The 25,764-nt window shown below is 66.6% G+C and carries 21 protein-coding genes; 9 read left to right on the forward strand and 12 right to left on the reverse strand.

The window, feature by feature from the left end; all coding sequences use genetic code 11:
* Positions 1-104: 104 nt before the first annotated feature.
* Both ACXR8F_RS20630 and ACXR8F_RS20635 read right to left on the reverse strand, forming a co-directional pair.
* Positions 105-1,253 carry a hypothetical protein gene (locus tag ACXR8F_RS20630; RefSeq protein ID WP_458803368.1) on the reverse strand — a complete coding sequence of 383 codons (1,149 nt, stop codon included), beginning with the start codon at positions 1,251-1,253 and terminating at the stop codon, positions 105-107.
* 130 nt (positions 1,254-1,383) lie between these two features.
* A complete protein-coding gene (locus ACXR8F_RS20635; RefSeq protein ID WP_458803370.1) occupies positions 1,384-1,908 on the reverse strand; it encodes a 2'-5' RNA ligase family protein in 525 nt (174 codons plus the stop codon).
* Between the two features lie 39 nt (positions 1,909-1,947).
* Between ACXR8F_RS20635 and ACXR8F_RS20640 the strand changes: the two genes are divergently transcribed.
* Positions 1,948-2,358 (forward strand): PPOX class F420-dependent oxidoreductase, encoded by a 411-nt coding sequence (locus tag ACXR8F_RS20640; RefSeq protein WP_458803372.1) that lies wholly within the window; start codon positions 1,948-1,950, stop codon positions 2,356-2,358.
* Between the two features lie 112 nt (positions 2,359-2,470).
* Positions 2,471-3,421: an oxygenase MpaB family protein gene (locus tag ACXR8F_RS20645; RefSeq protein ID WP_458803374.1), complete on the forward strand. Its 951-nt coding sequence runs from the start codon at positions 2,471-2,473 to the stop codon at positions 3,419-3,421.
* Between the two features lie 60 nt (positions 3,422-3,481).
* Here ACXR8F_RS20645 and ACXR8F_RS20650 read toward each other — a convergent pair whose 3' ends face one another.
* A complete protein-coding gene (locus ACXR8F_RS20650; protein WP_458803376.1) occupies positions 3,482-4,603 on the reverse strand; it encodes a hypothetical protein in 1,122 nt (373 codons plus the stop codon).
* Positions 4,604-4,783: 180 nt separating this feature from the next.
* On the opposite strand from ACXR8F_RS20650, the gene ACXR8F_RS20655 reads away from it, so the two are divergent.
* Both ACXR8F_RS20655 and ACXR8F_RS20660 read left to right on the forward strand, forming a co-directional pair.
* Positions 4,784-5,302 (forward strand): glycine cleavage system transcriptional repressor, encoded by a 519-nt coding sequence (locus ACXR8F_RS20655; protein ID WP_458803378.1) that lies wholly within the window; start codon positions 4,784-4,786, stop codon positions 5,300-5,302.
* A gap of 236 nt (positions 5,303-5,538) precedes the next feature.
* The gene (locus tag ACXR8F_RS20660; protein WP_458803380.1) at positions 5,539-7,437 is read left to right on the forward strand and encodes a glycoside hydrolase family 15 protein; all 1,899 of its coding nucleotides are present in this window, start codon (positions 5,539-5,541) and stop codon (positions 7,435-7,437) included.
* 72 nt (positions 7,438-7,509) lie between these two features.
* Here ACXR8F_RS20660 and ACXR8F_RS20665 read toward each other — a convergent pair whose 3' ends face one another.
* From ACXR8F_RS20665 to ACXR8F_RS20675, 3 genes are read right to left on the reverse strand one after another with little or no spacing between them, the layout of a single operon-like run.
* Entirely contained in the window at positions 7,510-7,944 is a 435-nt protein-coding gene (locus tag ACXR8F_RS20665; RefSeq protein WP_458803382.1) for a type II toxin-antitoxin system VapC family toxin, read from the reverse strand.
* Positions 7,941-8,201 carry a type II toxin-antitoxin system Phd/YefM family antitoxin gene (locus ACXR8F_RS20670; protein ID WP_458803384.1) on the reverse strand — a complete coding sequence of 87 codons (261 nt, stop codon included), beginning with the start codon at positions 8,199-8,201 and terminating at the stop codon, positions 7,941-7,943. The genes ACXR8F_RS20665 and ACXR8F_RS20670 overlap by 4 nt, the downstream gene beginning before the upstream one ends.
* Before the next feature lie 36 nt (positions 8,202-8,237).
* Positions 8,238-8,744 carry a hypothetical protein gene (locus tag ACXR8F_RS20675; RefSeq protein WP_458803385.1) on the reverse strand — a complete coding sequence of 169 codons (507 nt, stop codon included), beginning with the start codon at positions 8,742-8,744 and terminating at the stop codon, positions 8,238-8,240.
* 770 nt (positions 8,745-9,514) lie between these two features.
* On the opposite strand from ACXR8F_RS20675, the gene ACXR8F_RS20680 reads away from it, so the two are divergent.
* The 3 genes from ACXR8F_RS20680 (at position 9,515) to ACXR8F_RS20690 (ending at position 12,348) form a co-directional block, all read left to right on the forward strand.
* Entirely contained in the window at positions 9,515-10,111 is a 597-nt protein-coding gene (locus ACXR8F_RS20680) for a hypothetical protein (RefSeq protein ID WP_458803386.1), read from the forward strand.
* Positions 10,112-10,163: 52 nt separating this feature from the next.
* Positions 10,164-11,246 (forward strand): NYN domain-containing protein, encoded by a 1,083-nt coding sequence (locus tag ACXR8F_RS20685; RefSeq protein ID WP_458803388.1) that lies wholly within the window; start codon positions 10,164-10,166, stop codon positions 11,244-11,246.
* A 199-nt stretch (positions 11,247-11,445) separates the two neighbouring features.
* Positions 11,446-12,348 (forward strand): hypothetical protein, encoded by a 903-nt coding sequence (locus ACXR8F_RS20690; RefSeq protein ID WP_458803390.1) that lies wholly within the window; start codon positions 11,446-11,448, stop codon positions 12,346-12,348.
* 235 nt (positions 12,349-12,583) lie between these two features.
* Here ACXR8F_RS20690 and ACXR8F_RS20695 read toward each other — a convergent pair whose 3' ends face one another.
* Entirely contained in the window at positions 12,584-13,438 is an 855-nt protein-coding gene (locus ACXR8F_RS20695; protein WP_458803392.1) for a helix-turn-helix transcriptional regulator, read from the reverse strand.
* Between the two features lie 441 nt (positions 13,439-13,879).
* On the opposite strand from ACXR8F_RS20695, the gene ACXR8F_RS20700 reads away from it, so the two are divergent.
* Both ACXR8F_RS20700 and ACXR8F_RS20705 read left to right on the forward strand, forming a co-directional pair.
* Complete coding sequence (locus tag ACXR8F_RS20700) at positions 13,880-16,252, forward strand: HelD family protein (protein WP_458803394.1); 2,373 nt, start codon at positions 13,880-13,882, stop codon at positions 16,250-16,252.
* Positions 16,253-16,486: 234 nt separating this feature from the next.
* Positions 16,487-16,966 (forward strand): hypothetical protein, encoded by a 480-nt coding sequence (locus ACXR8F_RS20705; protein ID WP_458803396.1) that lies wholly within the window; start codon positions 16,487-16,489, stop codon positions 16,964-16,966.
* Between the two features lie 44 nt (positions 16,967-17,010).
* Here the strand turns inward: ACXR8F_RS20705 and ACXR8F_RS20710 are convergent, their stop codons facing one another.
* The 5 genes from ACXR8F_RS20710 to ACXR8F_RS20730 all read right to left on the reverse strand — a co-directional run bounded on the left by ACXR8F_RS20710 (position 17,011) and on the right by ACXR8F_RS20730 (position 25,034).
* The gene (locus ACXR8F_RS20710; protein ID WP_458803398.1) at positions 17,011-17,709 is read right to left on the reverse strand and encodes a Mu transposase domain-containing protein; all 699 of its coding nucleotides are present in this window, start codon (positions 17,707-17,709) and stop codon (positions 17,011-17,013) included.
* On the reverse strand, positions 17,661-17,948 hold the full coding sequence (locus tag ACXR8F_RS20715; protein ID WP_458803400.1) for a hypothetical protein: 288 nt from the start codon (positions 17,946-17,948) through the stop codon (positions 17,661-17,663). Before ACXR8F_RS20715 ends, ACXR8F_RS20710 begins: the two co-directional genes overlap by 49 nt.
* Positions 17,949-18,344: 396 nt before the next feature.
* Entirely contained in the window at positions 18,345-18,620 is a 276-nt protein-coding gene (locus tag ACXR8F_RS20720; RefSeq protein WP_458803402.1) for a hypothetical protein, read from the reverse strand.
* Between the two features lie 421 nt (positions 18,621-19,041).
* Complete coding sequence (locus ACXR8F_RS20725; RefSeq protein ID WP_458803404.1) at positions 19,042-19,524, reverse strand: very short patch repair endonuclease; 483 nt, start codon at positions 19,522-19,524, stop codon at positions 19,042-19,044.
* Positions 19,524-25,034, reverse strand: a complete 5,511-nt coding sequence (locus ACXR8F_RS20730; protein WP_458803406.1) for an ATP-binding protein — start codon at positions 25,032-25,034, stop codon at positions 19,524-19,526. Before ACXR8F_RS20730 ends, ACXR8F_RS20725 begins: the two co-directional genes overlap by 1 nt.
* Positions 25,035-25,764: the final 730 nt, after the last annotated feature.

Genomic DNA, 25,764 nt, shown 5'->3' on the forward strand with positions numbered 1-25,764 from the left:
TCAGGTTGACACGCCGGTGTGAACGACGTCAGTGAAAAGATGGACATTTGGTCCGAACGGACCATTGGTGACTAGTCACCCGCGGTGCGACCGACCCACTGCCCTCAGTAGATCGGCATCCCCGTCGGCAGGCCGGCGAGCGCCCCGTCCGGGACGACGCGCACGCAGCCCCACTCGAGGCCGAGCCGGTCCATGACAGCGGGGCTCGTCACGTGACGCAGCCGGCCGGCCTCGACGCACCACACCGGGTCGGAGGACCGCTCGCGCAGCAGGGTGCGGTCGCGCGGCACCTGGCGCAGCCCGGAGAGCGAGCCCTGGGGGATCTCGCGCACGGCGTTCCAGTCGAGGCCGAGACCCTCGAAGACCTCGGGCGACGGGATCCAGAAGGCCTTGCCGCCGTAGACGACGTGGATCGGGTCGGTGCCGCGCTCACGCACCAGTGTCCCGTTGCCCGGGTGGGTCGCGACGTGTGCCATCGAGCCCGGCTTGGCGGCCACGACTGCGTCCCAACGGAATCCGCATGCATCGAACTCTGCGGGCGAAGGCACCCAGAACGCGCCACCGCCACGGATGACGTGGATCTTCGGGTCGGTCGAGTCGTGGACCAGCCGGCCGTTCGCGAGGAAGCCGGGCGTCTTGCGGGTGTAGCTCTCGACGAACAGCCCGCGCCACGTCTTGCCGTTGCTCCCGGTGATGGCACGCTCGGCCGGGTCGTCGACGGTGGTGAGCTTGAGGCGCACCTCCTGGCCCGGGTTGTTGTTGTCGTAGACGAGCACGTAGGTGTAGCGGCTGTCCTGCTCCCAGCCGTACGCGACGACCTGGTGGTCGTTGCCGAGCTGGGTGACGTCGCGGGCCTGGGTGAGGCCGAGCAGCACCGGCTGCCCGGAGTTGAGCCGCGCCTTGAGCCTCGGCAGCTCGTCCTCACGGGTCATGCGGGCGACGCCCTTGCCACGCAGCCACGTCGGGTGGTCGAGGCTCGTCGCGTACTGGACGAACTTCGCGCCGTTGTCGACGAAGGTGTCCATGAGCCGCGAGTAGATGTAGTCGGCGACGAGCGAGCCGTCCTGCGGCAGAGAGCCGTTCGTCGACATCGCGAGCCCGGCGTGCCAGTAGTCCATGGCCGCGGCCGCCATGCCGCCGCAGCGCCCGCGGGTCGTGACGTCGATGCCGAGGGCCGGGATGCGAAGGACGTGGTTGGTGAACTGGTTGCTGAACGCGAAGCCGTTCTCGGCGGGTGTGAAGCTGATACGCACGGTGGTGCCTTTCCCCTTTGGTGTGGTGATCGCTGGTGGATCGTTCGGGGAGAAGAGCGCCGAGCCGTCCTGGCAGTACTGGGCACACGTACTCAAAACGGACACCTCACCACCCAGCCGGGCACCGCTCTCAGGGCACGCCCGCCAGCGGCCACGCCGTGCCGTCGGTCGTCTCGATGAGGGCGGCGCCGTCGCAGTGGAGCGTCAGGGGCAGCCGGTCCGACACGGCGGTGACGACGGGCCCCAGGTCGGCCATCTGCACCCCGGTCGACGCCGACACGTGCGGCATCCAGTGCCCGGGCTCGTAGTGCCGGTGGATCGTCGCGCCGGTGCCGCGCAGCACCTCGATGGCGCGCGCCTGCCGCGCGGCCAGCACCGACGACGCCGAGCCTGCGAGCGCCACTCGTCCGCGCGGGAAGACGACGGTCCCCTGCACCGAGACGTCCACCGGGCCCGAGTCGGGCAGTGAGACGGCGGCCTCGCGCACCGCGCCGAGGTCGCCGTCGAGCAGGACGGCATACGACAGGTGGGGCACGTGACGGCCGTGGGTGTGCGAGAGCAGCGTCGGTATGCCGTTCTCCTCCAAGCGCTTCCACAGCTCACGCACGAGCGCGTCGGAGCGCCGGTCGAGGAGGAGGCAGAGCGCGAGCGCCATGCCCCATTGTGGGCGAAGCGGACGGCATACGCTGGCGGGGTGAGCGCGACTGCCCTGCCCGGCGACCTCGACGTCGTCAACGCCAACCGCTACGTGCAGCTGACGACGTTCCGGCGCACGGGCACACCCGTGTCGTCGCCGGTGTGGATCGCCAGAGACGGCGACGAGCTCGTCGTCATCACGGTCGACCCGACGGGCAAGCTGAAGCGGCTCGCGCACACCTCGCGCGTCGAGCTGCGCCCGTGCGACTTCCGCGGCCGGGTGCCCGAGGGGGCGCCGACGTATGCCGGCACGGCCGTCGTCGACCGCACCCCGGGAGGCGTCGCTGCGGTCAAACGCGCCATGGGGCGCAAGTACCTGATGGCGCGCCTGGGCGACGCGATCGCGGTCGTGACCGACCGGTTCCGCAAGCGCACGGCGCGTGCCGGGATCCGCATCACGCTGACCTGACCTAACGGCCGCCCGACCGACCGCGCACGCCCGCACAACCTTGGACAACGAGCGCTCCAAAGGTTGGACACGCATTTTTGCAGGGCCCTGACCTGCGCATACCGTGAAAGGCATGAGTTCGGCCGCAGGTGCCCGGCTGGTGCAACGCCAGCTGGGGAGGATGCTGCGCAGCAAGGTCGCCGGCGACGACGCGCCGGCCCGTGCGCAGCGGATCTGGGGTGCCCGCGGGGAGCGCTGGTTCACGCCCGACGACCCGGTGTGGCGCGTGCACGCGGACGCCTCGATGTTCCCGGCGGGGGTCACGTCGCTGCTGCTGCAGTCGCTGCACCCGCTGGCGATGGCCGGAGTGGCCGGCCACAGCGGCTACAAGGGCGACCCGTGGGGCCGGCTCCAACGCACCAGCCACTACCTCGCGACGACGACGTTCGGCACGATCGAGCACGCCGAGGAGGCCATCGCCGCGGTGCGCTCGATCCACACGCGGGTGCGTGGCAAGGCGCCGGACGGCCGGTCCTACCGCGCCGACGACCCGCACCTGCTGATGTGGGTGCACGCGGCGGAGGTCGACTCGTTCCTGCGGGGCTTCCAGACCTTCGCCGCGACGCCGCTGACCGCCGACGAGGCCGACGTCTACGTCGCGCAGGCCGGCATCCCGGCGTCGCGGCTCGGTGTCGTCGACCCGCCGACCTCGGTGGCGGCGCTGCGCGAGGTGCTCGACGCGTACCGCCCCGAGCTCGAGGCGACGCCCGCGGCCCGCGAGGCGGCGCGCTTCCTGCTGCTCAACCCGCCGCTGCCCCTCTACGCCCGCCCGGGCTACGGGACCATCGCGTCCGGTGGCGTCTCCCTGCTGCCGGGGTGGGCGCGCGAGATGCTCGGCATCCCGCTGCCCGGCGTCGTCTCGTCGCTGGTGGCGCGACCGCTGGGCCACCTCGGCACGGCGGCGGTGCGCTGGGGCATGGCCGGCCTTGCGGAGCGCCGGCCCAGCGACACGCCTGACTCACTCGAGTCCCCCGATCACCCCGACGGGTCCGGTGGCCCGGTCGGGGAGAAGGCCGCCGTCTGAGCGGCCACCTTTGACCGGGCCGGGTGCCGCTCAAGAAGCGGGCGCACCCGGCCCGGTGCCTCATCCTCCGGTCGGCCGCTCAGCCGCGCCGTCCGGCCAGGGCTGCAGCGGCACGTCGGCCGGCCGCTCACGCGTCCCGATCTCGTATGCCGCCTGGCCTGCTGACGTGAGCACGTGGCGTCTGCCGCCGGGCTGGGTCACCGTCATCTCCAGGTCTGCGATCGAGCAGTTGGTGACGGCGTGGTCGTCGTGGTGTGCCGTTACTCGGTGCGCGGCGGCACCGGGGTGGCCGCGGTCGCCGGTGTCGGCGGTGTCGCCGGTGTCGGCGGGACCTCGCGCCGGCCTGCCGGGCTCGGCGTAGAGCCAGGCCACGCAGCGCTCCGGAGGTGCGACGACCTTGAGGTCGACGACGAGGCCGCCCCTACCGGGTAGGCGCAGGTGGGCGCCGTCGCGTCGCTCCTCGACCCTGGTGGCGCGGGCGTGTGCGGTGCCGCCCAGCCTCCGGCGCTCGCCCACGACGGAGAGCATGCCGTTGGCGACCCACGGCGTCGTGCGCCCGCCGACCCGCAGGCGGCCGAGCACGACGTCGATCCAGGTGCTGCTCGGCTCGCCGTCGAAACCGAGGCCGTGCAGCCAGATCCACCGCTCGGCGTGCTCGCTGCCCCAGTTGTGGCCGACCATGCCCTTCCAGCCGTCGACGTCGACGGCGCGGTCTCCGACGGTCATCGTGCCGGTGAACCGGGCGCTGGGGTGCAGGCTGACGGGCTTCGTCCTGGGGATCGGGGCGGCATACATCCACGGGGACGGCAGGTGCTCGAGCGCGGGCTCGCCGAGGAAGGTGAGGTCCCACGAGACCGGCAGGTGCGGGTGCACCTGACCGGGCGCCGGGGTGATCGAGCCGGTGGCGTGGGTCGGCCCGAGCGTCGAACCGGCGACGCCGACCCAGTGCGGGTCGTTGGTGGGCGGGCCCTCGACGGTCTGCTTCGCCGTGACAGGGCCAGGCGCGGCGGCGTCGAAGAGGGTGAACCACGTCGACGCGAGCGGCAGCTCGTCGGACTCGACGTGGACCGTGTGCCGCAGCCAGAAGCCGAGACCGCCACCGGGCGCGACCGCGCGCAGGTAGTGGCTCTCGTAGCCGGACCGCATCGCCGCGAACCGCGCGGCCGCCGGGTCGCCCCGCATCCTCCTGACGGTACTCCGGCCCGCGAAGACGGCGCCCCCTCTCTCGTCGAGTGCTCACTCTCCGACGGGCGGATTCAGGAAGTGAGCACTCGACCAGAAGATCTCGCCCTTCCTCCCCGTCGATTGCTCACTTTCCAGCGCCGCACGGACGGGGCCGCGGCGCGTCAGTAGGCTGCGGGTGTGCCCAGACTCGTGCTCACCGTCATCGGCGACGACCGCGCCGGCCTCGTCAACGCGCTCGCGGACGTCGTCACCGCGCACGACGGCAACTGGGAGGACAGCCAGCTGGCCGAGCTCGCCGGCAAGTTCGCCGGCATCGTCGTCGTGGGTGTGCCGGATGGCCGGGTCGACGAGCTGACGGCGGCCCTGCACGAGCTCGACGGGCTGCTGGAGGTGACGACGCACCCGGGTGCCGAGGTCGACTCGGTGCCCGACGACGCCGGCTCGCAGCGCCTCACCATCGACCTGCTCGGCAACGACTCCCCCGGCATCGTGCGCGAGGTGTCGTCGGTGCTGAGCCGGCACGAGCTGTCGATCGAGACGATGACCACAGGCACGCGCGAGGCGCCGATGGCGGGAGGGCTGCTCTTCGAGGCTCACGTCGTCGTGCGGGTGCCGGCCGAGTCCGACAGCGGCGCGCTGCGCGCCGACCTGGAGAGGCTCGCGACCGAGCTGCTCGTCGACATCGCCGTCGCCTGAGGGCACCGAGCCGGTCGAACCCCCGAGCCGGTCGACCACGACGAAGGGGCCCGTCTCGCGTTGCGAGCGCCGGGCCCCGAGACGGTTCACGTACCACAACGGGCCAACCGTCAAAGTCCTTCGTCATCCCCTGACGACTACGTCCAGTGAAGGGCGCTTTTCGGGTCACTACGAAGGTATTCCGTTGACCTTGTGGAACTCTTGCGGTCTCCTTGCGCCGCGAGCAGGGTGGTTGCATGGACGGTCACGGGTATGCGGCGGCACCGGATGCACTCCCGCACGCGAAGGTGGTGCCGATCGCGGACTACGGGTTCCTGTCGGACGGTGAGGTGACGGCACTAGTCGCCCCGGGCGGCGACATCGACTGGATGTGCTTGCCGCGCCTGGACTCTCCGAGCATCTTCGGCTGCCTGCTGGGGCGGCACGCGGGGCGTTTCCGGCTCGGCCCGTCGGACGTGAGCGTGCCGACCGCGCGGCGCTACCTGCCGGGAACCATGGTGCTGGAGACGAGCTGGGGCACGCCGACGGGCTGGATCATCGTGCGCGACGTGTTGCTGATCGGGCCGTGGCACCACGACGAGGGCATCTCGGAGAAGCACCACCGCACGCCGATGGACTACGACTCCCAGCACACGCTGCTGCGCTCGATCCGGTGCGTGTCGGGTGAGGTGCAGACGGTGGTGGACTGCGAGCCGATCCTCGACTACGGGCGCACGCCGGTGAAGTGGGAGTACACCGAGCACGGCTACCACCAGTGCGTCTCGCAGGGGAACGGGTCGGGCGTCACGCTCACGCTGACGAGTGACATGCGCATCGGCTTCGACGGCGGGCAGGCCTCTGCCAGAACGCTGCTCAGGCAGGGCGACGAGCGCTACGTCGCGCTGTCGTGGGGTGCGATCGAGCCGCCGTTGACCTCGGAGGACGCGCACGACCGGCTGGAGTGGACGGCGCATCACTGGCAGCACTGGCTCGCGCGCGGCAAGTTCCCCGACCACCCGTGGCGCAGCTACCTGCAGCGAAGTGCGTTGACGCTCAAGGGTCTGACGTACGCGCCGACCGGGGCGATCGCGGCCGCGGCGACGACGTCACTGCCCGAGACCATCGGTGGGGCGCGCAACTACGACTACCGGTTCACGTGGATCCGTGACGCGACGTTCGCGCTGTGGGGCCTCTACTCGCTCGGGTTCGACTGGGAGGCAGTCGACTTCTTCGCGTTCATCGCCGACATGGCCGAGCGCGACGAGGACCTGCAGATCATGTACGGCATCGGCGGGGAGCGCGACCTGCCGGAGTCGGAGCTCGACCACCTGCCCGGGTATGCCGGGTCGCGCCCCGTGCGCATCGGCAACGCCGCGCACTCGCAGGTGCAGCACGACGTCTGGGGTGCACTGCTGGACTCGGTCTACCTGCACTCCAAGGTCGCCGACCACCTCGACGGGCGCATCTGGCCGATCCTCGGCAAGCAGGTGGAGGCGGCGCTCAAGCACTGGCGCGAGCCGGATGCCGGCATCTGGGAGGTGCGCGGCGAGCTGCAGCACTTCACGTCGTCGAAGATCATGTGCTGGGTCGCCGTCGACCGCGGGGCGAAGCTCGCCACGATGATCGGCCAGGACTCGCAGGCGTCGGAGTGGCGGCTGGCCGCTGACGAGATCAAGGAGGACATCCTCGCCAACGGTGTCGACTCGCGCGGGGTGCTGACGCAGTACTACGGCACGGATGCGCTCGACGCGTCGCTGCTGCTGGCGCCGCTCGTGCGCTTCCTGCCGGCGGACCACCCGGTGATCCGCGCGACGGTGCTCGCGATCGCCGACGAGCTGACGGTCGATGGGCTGGTGCTGCGCTACCGCGTCGAGGAGACCGACGACGGTTTCTCCGGTGAGGAGGGCACGTTCACGATCTGCTCGTTCTGGCTCGTCTCCGCCCTGTCGGAGATCGGGGAGACGAAGCGGGCCCACGAGCTGTGCGCGAAGCTGCTCTCGCTCGCGGGGCCGCTCGAGCTCTACGCCGAGGAGATCGACACCCACAACGGGCGCCACCTCGGCAACTTCCCGCAGGCGTTCACCCACCTGGCGCTCATCAACGCGGTCATGCACGTCATCGCCACGGAGATGGGGCCGCCGGGGACGGTCGGCTGACTCGGATCCTGCTCCCCTCAGCGCAGCAAGATCCGAGCGCCGGCGGCCCAAGCCCCGCACGGAGCGCCGATGTCACGATGTGATGGCGTTGACGTCACACGTCGCGAATCCCGCAGACTGCCACGCGGCGAGCAGGTCCCGATCTCCGGAGGCAGCCAGCCCGTCGTCACCCACCACCAGCGCGGCGGTGGCGGCATGGACGGCGTCGTAGGCGCGCAGTCCGTAGGACGCCGCGAACGACGCCGCGTCCCGCGAGAGCCGGTCACCGAGGGTCACGAGGTGCATCTGGTCGGCCAGGGCGTCCACGGCCTTCGAAAGGTCGTACATCTGCCGCGCGGTGATGTGGTCGGCGTGGCGAGCCCGCCACATGGCCGACGCGACCTCCGGGCGCAGGGCCACCGACGAGACGACCTCGTCGGCCGCGTCCCAGAGCCGTCGGCACACGGTCGAGGAGGGTTCGGCGACGAGCAGCGGCACGAACGCCGACGTGTCCAGATAGAGGATCACCGGCTCTGGTCGCTGACGAGGTCGCTGATGCCACCTTCGACAGCAATCAGTGGAGGCAACTTCTCCTTGGGCCGGGCGTGTGTCACGAGGCCCTCGTCGATCAGCGTTTGAAGGGTCGTGCGGCCGGCGAGTGGGCGGAGCTCCGCGACGGGCTTGCCTCGGTCGGTGATGACGAGGGTCTCACCAGCCTGAGCGAGCGAGAGGAACTCGCTCAGCTTGCTCTTGAGCTCGCGGATCCCCACCTGACGCCGACTCAATGTGACCACCTCATGCCTCATTGTAGTCACCGTCAGTCACCAGTCCCACGGGTCACCGGCGACCAGCGTCTCTGTGGTGATGACGTTGTCGACCGCCCGGATGAGGAAGAGCTGGCGACTGTCCCCGCGCTCCGCCGCGATGACACCTCGGACGACGTGGTCGAACGTGAAGTCGGCGAAATCGCGGTGCATCCCGCGCGCCAGGCCGTCGGGGCAAAGGAAGTGCTCGACCAGGTGCTCGAGCCAGGCCACAGCATTGTTCGACTTCTCGAACTCCCTCCACCCGAGGCAGCAGCCCTGCACACACGGCCGCCAGTCGCACCTCCCCCACGGCGTCCGAACTTCTGGATCTTCATCGGCACCAGTGAGCTCTCGGCCTCGCCTACGGCTGTCGGGAATCGCCCCTCGGGGGTTCGGCGGCAGGTCATAGCCCCACTCACCCGGTTCCCAGACCTCTGCATAGGCCCGGAGCCACTCGATCTCGGCCTGGTTCAGCACCGGCTCGATGTCGAGCCGGCCGAGGTAGTGCGTGCTGTAGCCCACGGGGTCCTTCCCTGCTGCGCGTCGGTGTGCCGGTGTGTGCCGGTGTGCCGACGACCCAACCACCACCGCGGCGACAACAGCCGGGGTCATCCACAGGCTCGAACCGCAATGTCCGAACACCGTGGCTGGGGACAACTCGAGCGCTCAAACGCTTCGCGGTGGCACGGTCCGACCATGACGAGATCACGTGAACGATGGGAGCTGGAAGACCCCGGACGAGTCCTGCGCGCGATCGACAGCTGTTGCCCCTTGCGGGTCGGCCAGGTCGTGGTGGCTTCTCTGCAGATGGAGTCCCAAGAGCTGATCGCTGCCGTCGTCGTGCCGGATCCACCTGAGTCGCAGCGGGGTTGGGACAGACTCGACGCCAGTCACCGTCTTGCAGAGGTCGCCGAGCAGCTCGTCCCACCGAGCAGGCGAACGGCGACAGGATGGAGCCCTGCCACTCACCTGCTCGTGACGGTCGTGTGCCGTGAGGGGCGGGTCATCGACACCATCACCGAGCACCGCTGGCTGAATGCCTGGCGCTTCAGCGACCACCTCCAGAGCGCCGTCCCCGGTGACGTCTACGTCGTCACCCCGCATGGCTGGACCGGCGTCATGGACACTCGGGCTGGGCGACTGCCGGCTCTGCGGCCTCGTCTCGCCTTGGCACCAAGGCCCGCGAGCTGATCTGTCGACGTCGCACCTGTCAGCAGGGTGGCGCTCGGTCCCCCTGCGCCAGGGTGGAGACTGGTTGGGTCGGTGACCATGACGGGACGGGAGGGTCGGCCGTGTCTGAGAGCGGCACCTATGTGACAACTCAGGTGGGGCACCCCCACTGGGCGAAGCACGCGTACGAGGTGCTCGTGGAGACGGCGGGTCGCTACGACGCCGTCATCACCTACTCCGAGCTGGCCGAGGAGGTGCAACGTCGGTCGGCGCTGTGGAGCAAGTCCGAGATGCGCACGTGGATCGGCCCGCTGCTCGCCGACATGGCGAAGGTCAACCACGTGCGCGAGGAACCGCCGCTGACGTCGCTCGTCGTGCACAAGCAGGACGGTCGGGTCAGCACGGGCTACGACGAGGCGCGCAAGCTGGCGGGCCAGCCGCCGCTCGACGACCCGGACGAGCGTGAGCTGCAGGCCGCCACCGCACGCCTCGAGTGCTACCGGCACTGGGGCGCCGACGTGCCCGCGGACGCGCGCCCGACGGTTCACACGCGTACGCGAGAGGCTCGCGAGCGCAGCACGCGCACTCCCCGCGCTGCCGCCCGGGCCTCTTCTCCACGCGCCACCACGCGCACGTCCTCCGAGGAGCGGCGGGGCGCCGTCTGCCCGACGTGCTTCATGGAGATGCCGCTCTCGGGAGTGTACGCGAACTGCGAGTGACCCGCCCGCGGCACGTGCCGGCATACGGCGGCGGGCGTGAGACGCTCCTCGCATGCGGTCCTACTGCGCGCTCTACGTCGACGTCGGGTACCTGCTGGCGGCCGCAGCCACCCGGGTGACGGGCACGTCGCTGCGCAAGGGCGTCGTCGTGTCCTACCCGGACCTCGTGGCGCGCCTCATCGCCGACGCCGAGAAGGCCAGCGGGCTGCCGCTGCTGCGGCTGCACTGGTACGACTCCGGCAACCGGTCCGGGGGCACGCCCGACGCCACTCAGGAGGGCATCGGCATGCTGCCGCGCGTCAAGCTGCGGCTGGGGCGCACGTCGCCGCAGGGCGAGCAGAAGGGCGTGGACCTTCGCATCGGCCTCGACCTCGCCGCGCACGGGCGCAACCGCTCGGTCGACGTCATCTACCTGCTGTCGGGCGACGACGACCTGAGCGAGGCCGTCGAGGAGGCGCAGAGCCACGGCATGCAGGTCGTGCTCATGGCGGTGCCCGACCGGTCGGGCAAGGCGCACGCCGTGTCGCGCCACCTGATCCGCGAGGCCGACGACCTCATCGTGCTGGACGGGGCGGTCATCGACGAGACGGTGCACGTGCGCCAGCTCCAGCCGGAGACCGACGTGCCGCTGTCGCCGGCCGCTGCTGCCGTCGCCGCGGCCGGGGGCGTCCCACTGCCGGGGCCGCGCGAGCCGGTCGTTGTCGAGACTGCGCCCCTGGTGGTGGAGGGTGAGCCGTCGACCGCCGCGTCGGCCCGGCCCACTCCCGCGGTGCTCGCAGGCAGCAGGCCGTCGCCGAAGCCTGCGGCGCCGGGGCCCGTGGGGAGCCCGCCGCGTGTCGTGTGGTCGAGCAGCAGCGACGGGAACGGCACCACCGAGCCGGTGTCGGCCGTCAGCCCCCACGAGCTGGAGGTCATCGACGAGGTATGCCGCCGGGTGATCGACACGTGGGCCATCACGGCCAGCCCTGCCGACCGTTCACGCCTGATGAGCCAGAAGCCGTTCATCCCCAACGACCTCGACCGGGCGCTGCTGCTGGACCTGTCGGCTCGCCTGGACCGCTATGACGTCGAGGACCAGCTGCGCTTCCTGCTGCGCGACCACTTCTGGGAGCGGGTCAGCCGGCTGCCGCGCTGAAAGCCTTTGAGAGCGCGGCACTGTCGGGTTCCTCTCACGAGCAATTCGGGCATTTCACAGAAACCGGTCGTGGGACTCAGTAGCGTCCCGAGATGTCGTCGCCCGGACCCGGTCCGAGCGCGCACACCGCGGTGTCACAGGGAAGGTCCGCGGTGCTCCCTTCGCCGAGTCTGATCTCGGCGCGCACGATTGGACGTGAATGAAGAAGCAGCTGGCGCGAGGTCTCGTCGCGCTGATGGCGGCCACGGCTGCCCTGGTCGCAGCATCGCCGGGTGAGGCGCAGGCCGTCACCTGGATCCGCACCGCGAAGACGACGCACAACGCGTACTCGTGGAACGGATACAAGGCCAACCTCGCACCCTCCGCGACACCTCCGGTGTCGGGTTACACGGTCATCGACCGTCGCGTCACCGTGAAGAACTCGGCGGGCCAGACACTGGCCTCCAACGTAACGTCGCGGTGGACGGCACCGGGCAACTACACGGTCTACTCGACGTACAAGTACCGCAAGGCGACGCCGTACACGGCGACGAAGACGGTCAGCTACAACGTCGACTACGACACTCTCAACTCCTGCACCATCACCGGCTACTTCGACGACGGCGGGGGCTACACCTGGACGGTCAACGCGACCTGCAACGTGACGCTCGAGAACTTCACCGGCGCCGGGGCTTCGGTGACGAGGACCATCGCCATCCAGGGGCAGTACCTGGGGTACGAGCCGCCGACGGTCGGCATGCAGACGACGGACATCTACGACTACGGGGCGAGCCTGCCGTCGACCTTCTCGAAGACGGTCTCGTACACGGCCTACAGGTACAGCTACTACAGCCTCTACCGGGTCCGCACGGCCTCGGTGGTGAAGGTGACCAACTACGGCACCGTGACGTGGACCGAGTACACGACGGTGCAGGCGCCGTGGGACGGTGGCGACTCGCTCGCACGGGTCCGCTCGATCTTCGGGTCGAACGGCACGCGGATCAGCTTCATGGAGTCGGGTGGCAAGACGTACGCCGGCTACCAGTGGCGGAACACGAGCGGCGGCTACGTCTACGTCTCGTTCGAGGACAATTTGGCCTACACGAAGACCTGGTACTCCTGACCGGCACCGGGCATGGGTGGGTGCGCCCAGTAGCCCCACCAGGCGCACCCAGTAATCCCCCTTGAACTCCCCCAGGAGTGGATCGTCCGGCTGCCGGCGGTCCGATCAACTTCTGGCCCCCTCTGGCGCCGCCGTCGCTCCCTCGCAGGGAGGGAACGGCGGCGCCGCTCCCCAAGGATGGAATGCGGAGGAGCCGGGCGCTAGGTGTCGGAAACGACACCTGTCCCTTGGGCCGTCACCGGCGACCGGGCGGTTCGCCACCGCGGCGGCTCTGCGCCGCCCACCACGCTGTGGCCGCGGCACGCCCGCGAAGGCCCGTTTTCGCGTACACGGCTGAGAGGTGCTTGCGGACGGTGCGTTCGCTGAGCCCGAGGCGGTGCGCGATGGCGCCGCTGGTGAGGCCCCCGGCGGCGAGCGCCAGGACCTGCTCCTCGCGGCGGGTCAGTGCCGTGAGCTCGTCGCGGCCGAGGATGTTCGAGCCCTCGTCGAGAGCCAGGGCCCGGAGCCGGTTCGTGGCCGCCTCGAGCCGCGCGTTGAGCGTCAGGGCCGGGGCGACGATGCTCTGGATCAGGGCGAGTGCGTCGAGGTCGTCGTCGGTGAAGTCGCGGCGGTCGCGGTGCAGGCCGAGGAACGCGAAGCCGCCCGGGCTCACCTGCAGGGCGATGGAGGCCGGGTAGTGGGCGGTCGGCAGCCAGCCGTGCATCGCGTCGAACTCCTCCGTCTCCCAGAACGCGTCCATGCGCACCTGGTCGCTGGTGCGGACGGGGCGCGTGGCGCCGAACTGGAACATGGCCGCGAACGACGGGTGCGTGCCGACGAACTGCGCTGCCCGCTCGGCCTGCCCGGGCAGCACGATGCAGCCGTCGGAGGTGACCACGTCCGGCGCGTCGCCGGGCTGCAGGTCCGCGCTGAAGGTGGCCAGCCCGCAGCCTCCGTCGGCGGCGAGCACGACCTCGATGCGGCGTACGAAGTCGTGCTTGAACGGCTCGCCGGCGGCGATCTGGCGGGCGACGTCGATGGCGAGTCGCAGCACGTCAGCCTCGCGAGGACCGCCGGCCCCGATCAGCGGGGTCGATCGTTGCGTCCCCATGTCGTGCTCCCCTCGACCGGGCGGGCGTAATGAGCCCGTCAAGAAATGGTAAGAGCGGACGGCAGGATGGGAAGCGTTTTGTGCCGTTGTGCCGCGCCGGCGGCGGTCTCCGAGGGTCGAGCCTCCAGCTCTGGGCGTACGCGTGAGGCCGGGTCGCGCACGCCGCGCCGGCATTGCTGGGCTGACCGCGGGGGACGACCGTTAGACCAGCGGAGCGAGCGAGACTGTGCTGGAGGGCGAGGCCGATGCAGTTTCCGAGCTGCTCGAGGTTCGCCGCATATTGCGTTTGCGGCGGCGCCGGTCTCAGGTACCAATCTCACGAGGCGCTTGCGAGTCGCAGCCCGTTAGATGAGGAACACTTCCCGAGATTCCCGCCCATGTCGGGCGGCGGTTAGTTACGGTGGCGGCAGCAACCGCAGGTATGAGTTACAGGGGACTGTGTTGACCGTCGTTCAGGACGTGCTTAAGGCCGAGCAAGCTCACTTCGACGCAGCTTGGGTCGCCCGCGAGAGCACCCGTAAGACGCTCGATGGAGCCGGCGAGGCAGCGGGCGGCCCAAAGAAGGCGGCGGCTGCCGTGCGTCGAGCCGCTCAGGCGGCCATATCAAAACTAGGCGCCCCCGAGGAGGCTGTCGCGGTCGGCCGCATCGACATCGCCGGGGAGACTCTCTATGTCGGAAAGCACGCGATCTCAGATGATGACCACGATCTCCTGGTCATCAACTGGCAGGCACCCGCCGCCATCCCGTACTTCGAAGCGTCCTTTGACAACGCCATGGGCGTGACACTCAAACGGACCTTCACCTGCACACGCAACGAGATCGAAGATTTCGACGACATCCTGTTCGAGGAACTCGCGCAGCGGGTCGCCGGCATGATTGCCACCGACGAGGAACGATGGGGTGTTGATGACGCACTGCTTCGTGACCTCGACGCTGGTCGCACTGGCGAGATGCGTGACATCGTCCAGACCATCCAAGCGGCGCAGTATGCCCTCGTCCGCAGCCCCCTCGAGCAGCTCCTCATCATTCAAGGCGGTCCGGGCACCGGGAAGACAGCGGTAGCCCTTCACCGAGTGTCGTGGCTTCTCTTCAACCATGCCGGCGCTCTGCCCCCGGAAGACGTGCTCGTCGTCGGCCCGACAGACACCTTCACCAAGTACATCCGCGGAGTGCTGCCGGGGTTGGGCGACGACAACGTCGAGTACCGGGATCTTCGGTCGTTGGGCCCTCAGCGATCTACTGGCCGCCACGAGTCGACCTCCGTCAGGCGGATCAAGGGCGAAGCCCGGATGGTGGACCTGCTCAGGACTGCCTTGTGGCAACGTGTGCGATTCCCTGAGCGCGCCGCAACGATCGAGGTCGGCACCGGTTTCGGCAGTCCGCGTTTTACACGCGAGGAAATCGAGTCAGAACTCCCGAGGCACCGTGATCGCGGTTCGTACAACGTCGGCAGGGCCTCCTTCCGCTCATTCATCCAGCGCGAGACTTCTATGCGGAGTCCGCGTGGCGTAGTGATCGCGCCGGCAACAGTTGACGCCGCTGTGGAGCGGGTGTGGCCGTCGCTCACTACGACGGCTTTCCTTCGCGACCTGTTCGGCTCACGCGATCGGCTGCTGGCAGCCGCGGGAGACCTCTTCACTGCATCCGAGGTCAGCAGGCTCTCGCGCGCAGCCTCCGACAAGGTCTCGGACGAGCAATGGTCGGACGCAGACGTCGCTCTCTTGGACGAAGCGGACGAGCTCATCAACGGGCGCTTCACCGCCACCTACGGTCACATCGTCGTAGATGAAGCGCAGGATCTTTCGCCGATGCAGCTCCGATCGATCAGACGCCGCTCCAGCGACGGCTCGATGACCGTCTTGGGAGACATCGCCCAGTCGACGGGCCCTTGGGCGCGCAACAGCTGGGACGACGTTCAGGCTGCGCTCACAATGGACGCAAAGGTTGCCTTCGAGCAGCTGGAGCTCGGCTATCGCGTGCCACGACAGATCTACGAGTTCGCCGCTCAACTACTGCCGTATGTCGCCCCTGGCCTCACCCCGCCCACCGTCGTTCGACTTGGCCCGGGGGAGCCCGAGCTAGTGATGTCGGAGGACGGCGATCTGGTGGATGCTGCACTGTCCGCGGCGAGGGGCCACGCCGGTAGCGGGCGATTCGTCGGCGTCATCTGTCCGGACGCGCACAGACAAAAACTCGAGGATGAACTCATCTGGCACGACGTGAAATGGGCGGACGTCGGCGCCGGACAGCTGGACGCGTCGATCAACATCGCCAGCCCGGCCGAGGCAAAGGGGTTGGAGTTTGACGCGGTCGTCATTCTCGACCCTGCAGCAATCGTGCACGAGTCCGAATGGGGCCTCCGTCATCTATATGTAGCGCTGACACGAACGACCAAGTACCTGACTGTGGTACATACCGGTGACCCACTGCCGCTCCCCAAGGACCAAACGGTCAGCGACGGTCTACTAGAGATCGCGGAGGTCCGGGGGCTAGAGCAAACCGATCTCTTCACCCCAACAGCGAGGGAGTCAACACCTAGCGCGCAAATCGTTTCACCTCAACCAGAGTCAGACGACCTTGGCGCCGACCCCGCCACGATTGATGATCACGCTGCAGCTGGAGTCGCGAGGCCACGCCACTCTCTGCGACTTCCGAGGCTTGGCCTGCTTAATCGCACCATCGTCGATGGCGCTGCAGAAACAATCGCTGCTGAGATCCGCCATGCGCTCGCTCCGGACCTCTGGCCCGCAGTTATCGAACGCCTTCAGGAGTTAATGGCAAGAACGGCTAACGACGAGGACGATCGCAGGTGAGGACCCATTGCCGCGCTTGCTTGTCGCGATGCGGCGCGACTCGGCCATGTTGAGTGGCGAGTTTGGTGCACTTGCTCGCCTACGCGCTCTGGCGCACATGCGGCGCACGCCACGCGCGGGGAGTGCCGGCCGCGGAACCAATTCGCACAGAACGTCCCTGCAATTCAAGGATGTTCGGAAAGTGTCATCAGGGTGTCTCAACGGACATTTGAGCTTGCCGAGATAGGAGCCTCCGTGGCCAGCGTGACCGTAGACAGTTCCACGTACGAGAAGCTGCGTTTCTCAGCGGCACTAATGGGATGTTCCCCTGGCGAGGTAGTCGCAATGCTGGTCTCAAGACTTGATCAAGAGGCGCCACGCTCGAATGTGCCCGAGGCAAGACACACTCCGGCGGCTCAGCGGGCTCGAATGGCGCCTCAAGCATCCACGCCGCCCGAGCAGTCGTCAGTTGTCCGCGAGACAAAGTGGATTCCCGTCTACCGGGTCTTCAAAGGCCAAACCTTCGAGGCTGAGTTCAACCCAGCGAGCCTCGAAGTTCGCATCACGTCGGCTCCTTGGTCTGGCAAGGTGTTCTCTTCACCCACAGCCGCCGCGGAGGCAGTGGTCTCCCACGTCCCTGGAAAGCGAGAGACCGTGAACACCAACGGGCGGAAGTTCTGGAGGCTCCGCTCGGGCGACGGCGACCTTCGTACGGTAGTCGGCCAGCGGTTCTGACCGCTTGAGGGCTGCTGACTATCGCGCGTACACCGCGGAAGGGCCTACCTCCGGCTTGAGGAGTACGCCCTATAGCGTACTTTGGCGCACTCCAAGCCGGCCCCATCAGATGCAGCTGCTGAAACCTCGGTAGCCCGTTTCCCCATCCAGCCTCCAAGTGATCCACCTGTGCTGCAGGACGACTCGCTCCGAGTCGAGGGTGTCGCCGAGCGGACCGTCCCTGTGCGGCAGTCCTCGCAGTGGCTGCAGTAGCGGTTGTCGCCGCCCATGCAGACCGCCACGACGTGGCAGCGCCTGAGCGCAGTCCCTTCCGGGTGTCCGCACGCCGCCGGCTGCTCAGTCATCTGGTCAGCGAGTTCGGCGAGGATGTCGTCCAGCAACTTGTCCCGGTAGCCGTCGGGCAGGTCGCCCTGCCCGGCATCAGGCCACCTCACCATCGCGGAGCCCGCTGTCGAGGAGCCCGATCGCGCGGTCCGAGTCGACCAAGTCCCGCGCCAAGCTCTGATGGGGATCGGGGCTGATGGGGCTGTTCGGGCAGGTCGCTGGAACTGCTCGCGCAGCTTCCTTTGGCTGCGGCGACATCGACCGGGTCGGTGATGGTCATCCCGCGCGCCGCCAGTCGGTCGTGAGCGGCGGGCTTCGTGGCGGACCTCGACATGGGACAGGTCCACGGTCACGTCGACAAACCGGCCGATCACCGCGGGGTCGACCGAGTAGTCGCAGGGTCGACACGCACGTAGCACTCACGACCCAACCGGACCCGGTTGACCCAGCCCATGCCCGGCGCCACGGGCGGCAGGGGAAGCACCGCCGCCCGGTCGGCCTCGAGCCGCTCGACCGGACGCGCCTGAGTGGTGCGCACGACCCGGCCGTTCGCCATGGTCAGCCAGTCGGTGAACTGGGTATTGAAGTCGGCCCGTGACTCGAAGGGTCGCCCGGGCATGAAGGAGGTTTCGAAGAAGCCGTTGCGCCGCTCGACCACGCCCTTCGATTCCGGGTCGTACGGCTTAAACCGGTGCAACGTGGTGGCCAGGGTGCCGATGAACGCGCCAACCCCTGCAGCGTGCCGTTTGCCGCGCCCGACGCGAGTCTCGTTGTCCCAGATTAGACGGCGCGGGACCCGCCCGAGCTGCTGCAGCAGCTCCTACATCCCCAGCACCAGGTCCTCGGTGTGCGGGGTCGGGATCATCCGGCCGAACATGAACCGCGAATGGGCCGCGGTGATCACCATGACCGGCAGCAGCACCATCGTGCCGTCCTCGCGCGGGATCTTCTTCGAGGGGAACCACAGGTCGCACTGCGGCGCGTCACCCGGCAGCCACGTCAGCCGGTCCGCGGGATCGGCCGGTCGATGCTCCGGTCGCAGCTGGTCACGCGTTCACGGAGCCACGTGATCGACCCGGTCCAGCCGACCCGCTTCCGCGATCACCGTCGCCGGCATGTTCTGGGTGTCCTTGAACAAATGCCGCGCCTGCGGCTCGAACGGTGTGAACGCCATCGGCACCGCCGCCCGGTCGTACTCCGGTGGCCGGTCCGACGCCAACGCCCGCGCGACCGTCCACCTGCCGACCCCCAGATCCCGCGCGACCAGACGCTGCCGGACACCCTCGGCCACCAGCCGCCGGATCAGAGCCCATCCCTCCACTGAGATCACCCATCAAATCTGTCTGGGTGGCCCGTCTTCAACCGTCGCTATGGCCATCGATTTCGAACGTCGTCGACAGGCGTCGCGCACATGGGCGACGCCCCGCGCTCGCAGATGCAGCAGCGACGTGTGGCGCTGTGCGCGACTTCGTCTGCCTGCACCCGAGGCCGACGGCGTCACCGGCGAGGAGGGCACCTTGATTATCTGCTAGTTCCGGCTGGTGTCGACGCAGTCCGACATCGCCGAGCACAAGCGGGCGCGCGGGGCGTGCGCCAAGCTGGTCTCTGCCGGACTGCCAAGGACTTGTACGCACAGGAGATCAACGTCCGCGCGGGGCGGCACTCCAGCAGACTTCCGCGGCATTCACCCGCCCGACCCTGATGAACGCGATCATGCACGGCCTGCTAGGCCGCAGTTCCCGTGCCCAGACTCACTCAATCCGAACCACTCCGCCTGGCGGCTGAGTCAGAAGCATCTTGATCGAGTCCGCGGCCTCGTCAAGGTTGGCGTGCTCCCACACGCGCACGACAGTCCATCCAAACGAGGCCAGCTGAAGCGTTGTTTCCTCGTCGCGTGCCCTATTTCCATCGATCTTCGCCTCCCACCACGAGCTATTCGTCTTTGGGAGCACGAAATGGCGTGGACACCCGTGCCAAAAGCAACCATCGACAAAAACTGCCAATCTACGACCTCGCCAAACTATGTCCGCACGCCGTCGCTTATAGCTTGGAAGCGATTGGTCGCGGCGGAACCGGACTCCGCGGCGGTGAAGGGCTCTCCTCAATGCCACTTCTGGCTTTGTGTCATAACTGCCCTGAGCCTGCATTTTGGCCCGGATCAGCGCCGATGAGGCAGAAGGAGTGGTGGCCGGAGCCCGAGGCACTATCAGCTCATTAGGCGGCACGGACGCCATCAATAGTTCCCTTCCTCAGACTCTCTCACGAGCCTCCAGAACGGAATGTCGCGTATGAACCGAGCTGGCGACAGGTCGCTGCGGTATAACGATTCATGAACATGGAGCGACTTGATCCGCTCGGCCATCTCAGGACTAGCGCCTGGGATGCCGAGCGAGGACAACTCGCTTTTCGTCGCGTTGGGAACCTTGTGGATGAACCAAGTTGAGAGCGTTTCTGCGTAATTCACTCCACCTTGAAAGAAATGGGAAAGGTATTGCGATGACAAGATCGTCCCCACCCCAAACTCCCGGCCTTCCTTCAAAAGGCTTTGGAGGACTTCGAAGCCATACTGCATGATATTGGACGCCTCGTCAACGAGTAGATAGGAGGTCAGAGTACGAAGCGTCTCCCCTTCCGGTGTTATGCGCGGCGCGAGCGGTCCCCGGCGCTTCATACTTTCGTAGAACATTTCCAAGAAAAGGACGACAATGGCGTTTTTCGTGTACGTATCCGCGCCTAGGCTATTGAGCCCGATCACAAGAACCGTGTCATCCATGGCCTCGTCCAAACTCACCAGCGAATGCCTGTCCTCCGAGAACACTTGGCCCAAGACGAAAGCATTCAGTACCGACGTTACGGAATCAGGCTTGCTAGCGTCGCCATACCTATCGAGCACCTCGGCCAATGTTGGCGCTAGACCCCCATGGTCTTTGAACAGTCCCATGATCGTCGAAATCAACTTGTCACGCTGCACGGGACCAATTCCCGAGTAAATGCGTTGCAGCATCGTCGTGAACGATGCAGCTCGACGATAGGCCGCAGGCGCTGTATATTCGCCGTGCAGTTCGAGCACATTGAGGGGCATGTTCGTCGGCTGCCAGACCGTTGCACCCACCGAAGCAGCAAAGTCGGCACCCTGAAAGTCCTTCTTGTAATCAAACACAAGGCCACTGACCGGAGTGGCCTGAGCCGCCCTTGCTTGTCGGCGCAGGTTCAAAAGCAGCGCCTTGAGCAACTGCGTTTTGCCAGTCCCCAAATCTCCCACTATGCCCATGTTGAGCTGAGTCGTTTCAGTGTTTCCCGGCCAGTACTCCGCGAGGCCGCTGCCGAGTGCGCCAATGAAGGAACCAACCGGAAAACGTACGCCATGTTGAATGGCAGCAGCCGCGCCCCCCTCGCTTGCTTCAGAGGGCCCCTCGGTGACGGTGAGGTCACGTTGAACTCCACTCGAGACGGGATCGATGTCCGACGTCACCGTTTCTGGGGAGTCCAATGGCACAGAATCGAGTCGCGGCACAACGCTTTCTTCCGGCAATTCTTCAGGGGTAAGGGGTGAACCCTCCTCACCATCCTCATCCAAAGTCTCCAAGACCTGACCCACGGCGTTCTGCTCAGACCAAGCCAGAAGGTCACTCCAGCTTGACACCATGGCCGAATTGGCGTCTCCCAATTCGGGACCGGAGACCGCCTTGAGAGCTGCGGCCGGACGCGCCGAGAGTGCCCCGTAGGCCGCCATTGGGTCGTGAGCCGCCGGGCGTCCCTCGTAGTAGACGGCGAAGTCGTCCACTGCATTGGATTGATGGTTGAAGAACATAATCAGCGGGCGCCCAAGCCTGATGGCATAATCCCCTCGAACGAGCCGATGAAGTGTCATACGTGCACGCTCGAATCCCTCAGAGGAGGAGGGTGTAGCCAAGCGAAGCGCCGCTTCGACCAACGTTGTCAAGGCGTTGTCCCACAATGCGGCGTCTGCATCTAGATGTTCATCACGGAGACGTGCGCGCTCGTGCTGCATTGAACGCAGGCAGTCCATCGTCGCCTCTAGCTGAGACAGCGGCTCAGCGAAGTCCGCCCCAGGCGTCTTTAGCGCTCCACCTTGACCGTTAGATCCGTAGAACTTGATCTCCACCGGGGAGATAGTCAGCTGATCCTCGCACATCGAAATAACGAGCAAGTCCGCACGCTTCTTGACTTCTCCAGCGGCCACATCCGGTGCCAGCACCTCGAGAAACGACTGGCACGCGTCCAGAGGCATTACGACACGAAGGGTGTTCTCTTGCGGCGCAGCCAACTTAGACAATCGAAGGGCAAGGTAGAAGCCCAGCGCGCCGGACGCGTGATGCCCACCCATTGTCAGGAGCGAGGAGAGGCCGATTCCCTGAGAGCCCAGGGCGTGGAAAACGTCGTTGGCTATCGCGGGGGCTGTTTCCTCACCAGCAATACCGGCAATCTGGTCCGTGACGCGCTCGATGAGGGCTCGTGAAACCTTTGAAACGGATAGGTATGGGCGCCTGTTGAGGGGAGCTTCCCCCTTCTCGGGACGCAGGAACGGCGGGCGCCATTCCCAGAGCATCCGCTTGTCGACTGGATTATCCGACCCGAGTTGACGCGCCAGCGCCGACGGAGATATGAAGGCTTCGCCGGAAATTGTCCACTCAGCGCGAGTATCGACAAGTTGCGACACCGCCAGCTCGAGGCCGAGACGGGGTGGCTGATTAGCGCCCTCCAACGCCCTGATTGCCAGTGCAAACGGGGAGTCGACGTCCGCGAGCCCAGGCTCAACGTAGGACTCAGAGCCGGCATGGGTGGCTGCCGGAGCCTCGAAACGGCGAAGGGGGCGCGGTCCCACCACACCTCCGGCCCGTGCGTCGGCATAGAGCTCCAAACGCGCCTTCACGCCGCTGTCTTGTAGGATCCGCAGATTGCTCAAGGGACGCGCATCAGGCCGATCCTCGTACCGGGACCAGGTGACCACCGAGGGTGACGCGGTGTGCAGCATCTCGGCGAGCTCTTCGCGCGGCAAATCTCCGGCGCGGTTCAGCGAGTCCATTACACGCACCCCGCGCACAGGCGCAGCGGACGCTGCCCATGTCGATGCGGCGCGGATCACGCTGCTGTCCAAATCGCGAAGGCGCGGCCCCGAAGCCGAGCTAGCAAGATCCACAGTGACGGTTGGAAGGTGACTGTTCATTCTCCGGAAGTCACGGACGGCCGCGTCGACGGCCGAGCCGCTGAGGCCGCTCGCCGAACTGCCGGGAAGACGAAGACCGGCGGCCCGCGTGGGGATAGTCAGCGGCTGGGCCTCATCTGTGGACAACCGGACCATGAGTGACCAGCCGGCAAATACTTGCCCTTCGCCGGCGTCGATGGGCACGGACACCATGCGGCCCACCGGTGAGGGGGCAGGCGCCACTAACGGGAATTGCCAACCCTCTAGGACGCCGCTGAGTTCTTGGGCCCGCTCTGCGGCTTGCAGTGCGCCCTCCGCCTCAGCAAGCCAAGCAAGCCGAATCGGGTGCCATGGCGAGAGCAGCACCGCAGCGCACCCACCTCCAGTCCCCGTCAGATTCCAGACGGACGCGCTAAACGGATAGGCACACTGGAACCGCACTAGCGCGTCACGGCTCGCGTCGGCAGACTCCATCATCCGCGTGTAGGAGGCCAACAATTCAGCGAGCAGCCGTGGGTCGGCCGCCAATGCCGCCATCGTTCTCTTCGACGGCCACCCCCCTGACGTAAAGTCACTGACCGGAACGAGCCGATCCAAACAGCGCCTCCAGACCGCCACGAAATTTGACCGGGCATCCAGCACCGCCTCGCTGGGTACAGCCGCCTTGTTGACGCGGTCGTCCCAAGCCTTTCGCACTGTGGCTGGCATCAACAGTCCCCGGTGGCGGGAGACTTCATCGAAACCGCTAACCACATCTACCCCCAGGACGACGTGCCCGAGCAAGTCCTGAAAGGCCCCGTCCTCTGCCCTGGCAGAAAGTAGGCTCTCAAACTGGCCTCTGAAGGATTCGACGACTAGAGCATCAGGGTCCTCAGGAGCTACCGGAACATGAGCTATCGCGGCAAGCAAAAGGGATTGCGGAGCCTCGGAGGGGCCCACGTTCGACAAGGTCCAAGTGAATTCCCCAGCCCTGATTGTGGCAGGCGAATTAGCCGGAAGCTCGGCTACGAACCAGTCCTCTCGGTTTGGCACCGGCGCAAGACTTACATTATCGCTGACAGGAGCTACCGGCGCCTTGACCACGACACGGAAGGCGACGTTAAAGGGCAACTCCGCGTCATATTGATCTTCGACGTCCGACGCCGACTCCTGACCAACATATGATGGCGTCTTGAAGTTCTTTCGCGTTCGGCTGCTCCACGGGCATAGGACAAGAGCGCTTCGCGTGGGCGGCGTGACGTAAACAGGCACAACCGCGTCCCGCAGATACCCGTACAGCGGATCGTCAGCTGCAACCTCGAGCGAAATTGCGATCTTGCGCAGTTTGAACTCTGGCTTCGCAGGCATCTCCAGACGGAACCTGAAGCCGATCTTCCCATCTTGCAGTTCTGGTCGCCCCTCCTCAATGACGCGCGCCCCGCCATTCGCCTTGAGGTGAATACGACTTGCAATCACGGCTGAAGGAGGAGGCTCCAAACGAGGGCTAGCGATCGCCCAAAGCTCCTCTGACGCGAGCCTTCCGTCGGCACTAGGGGCAGACGATGCCAAACGCAAAGGGGAAGAATGCGATGGGCCCACGTTTATCACGGAGCCACCTTCGCCACGAACGTCCAAGTCTTGTTGGACATTGACGGGGAAGAAGAGCGACTCACGGACACCTGCAAACGCCTCAAGCAGCTTGGTGGATGCTGTCGCGATCTCTTGCAAGGCAAGAAACGGGCTCCCGTTTCGCGCCACGGACTCGGATAAGCCGTCCCAGCCGATCTTCTCGCAATTCTCTAGAGGGCGCGCAGAATCCCCCAGATTGAGGAGCGCCTCACGAGTGTGGAGGTAAACCGACTCCTCCGAGGACCAAAGATCCCCGTACGCCCCAACGAAGTCAGCAAAAGTGTGGCGTTTGGACCAGTCCGTACCCGCGTCAGGGGTCGGAAGAGCAAAGCAGGGCCACACCAAGTCATGGACCAATTCATCGAACGTGCGATCGCCTGTGCCCGTCGCCTCCGCGCGGATCGCCTCCGCCAAACGTAAGAGTCCGCGATCCGCCGCCCGGAACCAGGCTGCGTTCCAGGCCACGGCGCCGTCTTGCTCCTCTGCAAAGACGTTCGCAATTTGCGTGAGACATTTGGCCAAGAGGCTGCTGCAGGCTGGAAGATCAACGTCGGCAGCTTCAAGGCCCCCCAATTCCAAGAGCAGGCACGTCGCTGTTCTCGACAGTGTCTCGACGTCGAACCCGGTTACTGCGGTCGCCGGGAATCCCGGTCCAACTACTTCTCGGAAGGCTCCGTCGAAGGATGCGAGGTCAACACTCGTGGAATCCACCACGGCAAGCCGGTTTCCCTGGCGGAACTTGATTGACTCAGCGCGGTCCACGACCGGCATGGAGGCATCCGGCTCGTGCGCCGCATTGCTCACAAACACGCAGAAAGGTGGCTCGCTGCGACGGATATTATTTGCCTCCCAAACAATGCTCTGACCTATCAGCCGGTCGACCCCGCTGGGTAGGTAGACGGCCATCAATCCGTCACGCTCACAGGCCATGCGGGCAAGGCACGCTCCAACGAGGCTTCTGTTCGTCATCAAAAGGCACCCTTCACGCGTACGCCATGGTCAGCATCCGCGCTACCACGCGCGAGCCCCGCCGATTCCAGCAACTCCACTAACTCTTGCAACTCCGGACGCACGCCCAATTGAGCGAGGGACGACAGAACCTTGCCCAGATGCGTCTCACCTCCTGGGCGGTCCGTAGCGAGGCTAGCCACCACGGCGATCCACTCGGTCCCAGGGGCTACTATTGAATACCTGCCACCCCGAGGTCGCAGAAAGCCGTAGTAATCCTCGGATAGCACATTAGAGCTGCGCTGCTGCAGGGAGTACAGGATGGTTTCATAGACGTTGTTGGTTGAGCGATTCCACACCCGCCCGGACAGGGCCGTCCTGATGTTGTCCCGGACGTTCTGGTCTCCTAGCTCCGACACCCTGAGGCGACAGCGCCTCAAATGTCGGATAGCCTCTTCCACAGATGCCGCCGATTGCCAGCCATCCCCATGCGCCTTGTCGTGTACAAGCATGGCGGCCCTTGTCGCGACTGCGCGGCTCGCCGTCAGTTTTATTACGGGCTTTACGTTGCGCGACGCCACAGGCAGGCGCTTGCCAGGCCACGGAAGCAGAGGCGTCGACATGTGGGTAGCAATATCGACGGGATTGTTGTCTTGCATGAGAATTGAGCGGCCGACGACTTCGTACCAACGGCACTCCCACAAAAAGCCGAAAGCCAAACCCATTCTCAGGACCATACTGCACCAGTCCG

This window comes from Terrabacter sp. AAH1 (genome assembly GCF_054456855.1).

Coding starts and splice junctions, on each gene's coding strand:
- ACXR8F_RS20685 (WP_458803388.1), top strand. CDS start 10,164: ATGCGGTCCTACTGCGCGCTCTACGTCGACGTCGGGTACCTGCTGGCG.
- ACXR8F_RS20645 (WP_458803374.1), top strand. CDS start 2,471: ATGAGTTCGGCCGCAGGTGCCCGGCTGGTGCAACGCCAGCTGGGGAGG.
- ACXR8F_RS20695 (WP_458803392.1), bottom strand. CDS start 13,438: ATGGGGACGCAACGATCGACCCCGCTGATCGGGGCCGGCGGTCCTCGC.
- ACXR8F_RS20730 (WP_458803406.1), bottom strand. CDS start 25,034: ATGACGAACAGAAGCCTCGTTGGAGCGTGCCTTGCCCGCATGGCCTGT.
- ACXR8F_RS20635 (WP_458803370.1), bottom strand. CDS start 1,908: ATGGCGCTCGCGCTCTGCCTCCTCCTCGACCGGCGCTCCGACGCGCTC.
- ACXR8F_RS20660 (WP_458803380.1), top strand. CDS start 5,539: ATGGACGGTCACGGGTATGCGGCGGCACCGGATGCACTCCCGCACGCG.
- ACXR8F_RS20690 (WP_458803390.1), top strand. CDS start 11,446: ATGAAGAAGCAGCTGGCGCGAGGTCTCGTCGCGCTGATGGCGGCCACG.
- ACXR8F_RS20725 (WP_458803404.1), bottom strand. CDS start 19,524: ATGGCGTCCGTGCCGCCTAATGAGCTGATAGTGCCTCGGGCTCCGGCC.
- ACXR8F_RS20650 (WP_458803376.1), bottom strand. CDS start 4,603: ATGCGGGGCGACCCGGCGGCCGCGCGGTTCGCGGCGATGCGGTCCGGC.